This is a genomic window from Corallococcus praedator, from assembly GCF_003612125.1.
GTDB classification, from domain to species: Bacteria; Myxococcota; Myxococcia; order Myxococcales; family Myxococcaceae; genus Corallococcus; species Corallococcus praedator.
On sequence record NZ_RAWI01000640.1, the window covers coordinates 1 to 3,203 of the forward strand.

Below are 3,203 nucleotides of genomic sequence, written 5' to 3' on the forward strand. Positions count from 1 at the left end.
GGCCTGGGGGCTGGCCTTGTCCTTGGAGGCCTTGGACTTCGCGGCCTTCGCCTTCGCCGGCGCGGCGGGGACGGCCAGCGGCGCGAGGGTCAGGAGGAGGGCGAGGAGGGGGCGACGCATGGCGTTTCAGTCCCCCCCTTCGGTCGACAGGACGTCGCGGAACTCGGCGTCGAGCGCGCGCAGGGCGTCGCTCTTCTCCTTGGCGATCTTCTGGATGGTGGCCGCGTTGTCCTGCGTGCGGCTGAAGGCCACGTCCACGGTGCCGGTGTCGGCCTTGAGCACCAGCTCGTAGAACTGCTGGCGCACGCGGCGGAAGCTCTCGTAGGCGATGCGGCCCACCAGGTTGCGCGCATCCCCGGAGGCGGAGGCCACCTCCTGCTCGTAGCCCTGGAGCAGCGCCTGTTCGGCCCGCACCTTGTCGCGGATGGACTTCAGCCGGTGCTCCAGCCGCGCGCGCAGCGCCACGCGGGCCACCGCCACCCGGCTCCGGAGCACGTCCGCGCGCGAGCGCACCGCGTGCATGCGCAGGAGCACGCGGGTGTCCTCGCCGGACAGCCGCGCCTCGCCCGCGTGCAGCATCGCGTGCTCCTGCTGGAGCGCGATGGCGTACCGGGCGCGGATGGCGGACTCGCCCTCCAGCGACGTGTCGGTGGACTGACGCTCGGTCGCGAGCCGCGCGCGGGTGCGGTCCAGCTCCGTCTGCAGGTCGCGCAGCGTGGCGATCTCCGCCTGGAGCTGCACCAGGAACTCGCGCTCCTCCGCGGGGTCCGCCTGCCGCTCCTCGCGGGTGTCCTCCACCCACTTGCGCACGGCGGCCGCGTTGGCGTGCAGGCTCTGCAGTTCGTACCCCAGCCGGAAGGCGTCGCGGTCCACGGTGTCCACGCGCGCCTGCATGCGCTGACGGCGCGCGGCCAGCTCATGGCTGGTGGTGGGCAGCGACGCGAACCTCCGGCGCTGGGCCTCGCGCTCACCCTGCGCGACGAGCAGCTTCTCGCGCTCGGCGGGCGTCAGCTTCTCCGCCACCAGCCCGGTTTCGGCCTGCACCAGGGCCTGGTCCACCAGCGTGAGCGCGGTGTCCACCGCCTCCGCGCGGGTGTAGCCCTCCTGCAGCTCCGGGAACGCCTCCAGCCCGCGCGCGTCCAGCGCCTCCAGGATGCGCTCCGCGATGGCCTTCGCCTCGCCCGCGCCCTGACGGCCGCTGTCCAGGTCGCCCACCATCCGCACCGCCTCCGCGACCTCCTTCTGCGTGGACGCGTACTGCAGCGCCAGCGGCGGCAGGAGCGTGCTCACGTCCAGGGAGCGCTCGTTGCGCGCGAGCAGGTTGTCGAAGTACGCGACGGGGTCCTGGTTCACGCGCAGCAGCGCATCCACCTTGTCGCGCGCCGGGGCGAACGCGCGCGCCACGCCGTCATACGTCTCCAGCGCCTCTTCGTACTGGCGCAGCTTCTGGAGCAGGTGGCCCTGGAGGATCTGCGCCTCCGGCGCGAGCTGCGACTGGGGCGCGACGAGCAGCAGGATGTCCGTGGCGTTCTTCGCCTGCGTGAAGTCCTGCTTGCGCACGTACGTCCACGCGACCTCCAGCAGCGACTCCGGGAAGCGCTCGCTCTCGCGGGGCACCTGGCTGTACTGATCCAGGGCCTCCTCGTAGCGGCCCGTCTCGTACAACAGCCGCCCCAGCGACAGCCGCGCCAGCTCCCGGAAGCGCTGGGCCTCCGGCTCCGGCAGGCCCGTGGACACCACCGCGTCCGGCCCGGTGGCGACGATGCGCTGGAACTGCGCGATGGCGGCGGGGTGGTCCCCGGCCTGAACGCTCAGCACGCCCAGGTGGTAGACGGCCTGCACGCGGAAGCGTCCAGGTGACTGCGCCAGCGGGGCGAACAGCGCGCGCGAGCGCTGCTGGTGCTCCTCCGGCGACAGGTCCGCGCGCTTGAAGGTGCCTCTCGCGTGCACGTAGGCGATGTCCGGGGCCAGCACGCCGCCGGAGAGCTGGCGCACCTTCTCCACGTACGCGTCGATGCCCTCGAACTGCTGGAGCCGTCCGGCCACCGCGAGGTAGCGGCTCACGGCTTCCTTGTAGCGCTGCGGCGGCAGGGGCAGCGACAGCACGTCGCGCAGGTACACGCGCGCGCCAATGTCGTTCTTCTGCTGGTAGAGCGCGTCCGCCAGGTAGAAGACCGCCTCCGGATAGCGCGGGTTCGACTTGAAGTCCGGGTCGCTGACCAGGTCGTAGAAGAGGACGGACGCGGCGGGCCAGTCCCCCAGCAGCGAATACAGCTCCCCTTCGGAGAAGCGCTTCTGCTGGGAGTCGGCGCTGCTCGGCTCGGGGCGCTCGGTGAACTGCGCCTCCACGTAGCGCAGGCCCTGTTCGGCGGTGCGCAGCTGGGCCTCCACGGCCTCCACGGCGGAGGCGCGGGTGCTCAGCGAGGCGGGCAGCGGCGCGAGCGCATCCCCCGGCTTCGCGGCGGGGGAGGGCGCGGGCGCGGCCCCCAGGGACAGGGCAAGGGCCAGGGCGGGGAGCGTCGCGGTCACGGCGCCTGCTCCCTACTTCGTCTCGCTGGAGGTGGAGGCCGGCACCGGCGCCGCTTCCGTCCCGGAGACCGCGGGAGGCTTGGGCGGCGTGCGCGTGTCCTTGGCCACTTCGATGTCGTATCTCACCGCGGGCCGGTCCTTCAGGTCGGTGGTGAGGCCGCCCTTCTCCACGCCCACCACGTTCACCGTGGTGACCTTTCCGGACTCCGCGTTGAAGGTGTAACTGGATTGCACCTTGAACTTGTAGCCTTCCAGGTAGCTGAACACGCCGTAGCCGCTGCCCCGATAGACGAGCCGCACCGCCAGCTGGTGCTGGCCCGGCACGATGCGGCCGTTGAAGACCTCCAGCGCCTGGTGCCGGTTCAGGTCTCCCTGCGTGTCCACCTGGGTGAAGATGGGCGCGCCGTCCAGCGCGTAGACCACCGACTCCAACTGGAACGCGTTGCCCATCTCGTTCTTGTGCACGAGCACCGCGCGGGCGCCGGTGGACAGGTCGCCGCCCATCACCGTCTCCTGCAGCAGCAGCAGGCGCGCCTTGGAGCGGTAGATCTTCTCCTTCAGGTCGACGACCTGCTCCTCCAGCGTCTTCACCCGGGCCGTGAAGGCCTCGTCCGCCGTCTGTTCGCCAGCGGATGCCTGGGGCGCGACGGCGGTGGGGGTGGCCGGCGTGGACG

General features: G+C 71.9%; 2 protein-coding genes. Both read right to left on the reverse strand.

The annotated features are described in order from the left end of the window. Positions 1-126: 126 nt before the first annotated feature. A complete protein-coding gene (locus tag D7Y13_RS40230; RefSeq protein WP_120537639.1) occupies positions 127-2,529 on the reverse strand; it encodes a tetratricopeptide repeat protein in 2,403 nt (800 codons plus the stop codon). A gap of 12 nt (positions 2,530-2,541) precedes the next feature. Next, the coding region (locus D7Y13_RS40235) for a dihydrolipoamide acetyltransferase (protein WP_120586145.1) at positions 2,542-3,203 on the reverse strand (662 nt) is incomplete at its 5' end.